Origin of the sequence: Endozoicomonas sp. ISHI1 (assembly GCF_024606225.1) — a bacterium.
In the GTDB taxonomy this organism is placed as follows: domain Bacteria; phylum Pseudomonadota; class Gammaproteobacteria; order Pseudomonadales; family Endozoicomonadaceae; genus Endozoicomonas_A.
Map to the genome: position 1 here is coordinate 1 of NZ_JAGRPU010000131.1, position 1,358 is coordinate 1,358.

2 rRNA genes are annotated in these 1,358 nt (G+C 47.6%); both read left to right on the forward strand.

Features of this window, described 5'->3' with window-relative positions:
- A 16S ribosomal RNA gene (locus KBW69_RS23355) occupies nt 1-83 on the forward strand; the annotation flags it as partial.
- A 462-nt stretch (nt 84-545) separates the two neighbouring features.
- Nucleotides 546-1,358, forward strand: a 23S ribosomal RNA gene (locus KBW69_RS23360); the annotation flags it as partial.

Below are 1,358 nucleotides of genomic sequence, written 5' to 3' on the forward strand. Positions count from 1 at the left end.
CGATTACCACGGAGTGATTCATGACTGGGGTGAAGTCGTAACAAGGTAGCCCTAGGGGAACCTGGGGCTGGATCACCTCCTTAAACGACGACCGACCTTCCATAAGCGTTCACACGAATTGTTTGATTATCAGTTGTCAGTTGACGGTGGTCAGTTGACAGTTGTTAGTTTTGTTCTTTAACAATGTGGAATCCAAACTTAAATAAGCTGAGTTGATTTAAAAGACGTTAGTCTTTTAATGAGATTCTTGCTGAGACACTCTCAAGTTATTTACCGCAAGGTAATAGCTAATGTGTATGGCGTCCAGTTGTCAGTGGTCAGTTAACAGTGGCCAGTGATGAACTGGAGATCGTTAAAGGTAGTTATATGAACCTTTAATTCAGAACAGGCCCTTTTTATGGGGTTTGGCAAAGAGATTTTTCTTCAGGCAAGGCGCAAGCTGAACGACGGAAGGAGCATACCCATGGTATGTGACTGACAGAGTGAAGATTGCAACGCCGCATGAAGGAAAATATCGCAGCCAAACAGATCGTTTTGGGTTATATGGTCAAGTGACTAAGCGTACACGGTGGATGCCTTGGCAGTCAGAGGCGATGAAGGACGTGGTAATCTGCGAAAAGTCTTGGGGAGCCGATAAACAGGCGCTGATCCAGGAATGTCCGAATGGGGAAACCCACTCACACAAGTGAGTATCCTTAACCTGAATACATAGGGTTCAGGAGGCGAACCCGGGGAACTGAAACATCTAAGTACCCGGAGGAAAAGAAATCAACCGAGATTCCCCCAGTAGCGGCGAGCGAACGGGGACCAGCCCTTAAGCAATTTTTGGTCTAGTGGAAGGCTCTGGAAAGTGCCGCCATAGTGGGTGACAGCCCCGTACACGAAAGGCCATTTATTGTGAAATCGAGTAGGACGGCACACGTGAAATGTTGTCTGAACATGGGGGGACCATCCTCCAAGGCTAAATACTCCTGACTGACCGATAGTGAACCAGTACCGTGAGGGAAAGGCGAAAAGAACCCCGTTGAGGGGAGTGAAACAGAACCTGAAACCGTGTACGTACAAGCAGTGGGAGCAAGGGGCTAGTATCAAGATACAAGTGTCAGGAGGAATAACCATCAGGTTTACGTCCATCCAATCTTGTTTCTTGTCTCTTGATACTAGTCTCTTGTAACTGCGTACCTTTTGTATAATGGGTCAGCGACTTATTTTCTGTGGCAAGGTTAACCGAATAGGGAAGCCGTAGCGAAAGCGAGTCTTAACAGGGCGTCCAGTCGCAGTGAATAGACCCGAAACCGGGCGATCTATCCATGAGCAGGTTGAAGATCAGGTAACACTGATTGGAGGACCGAACCCAC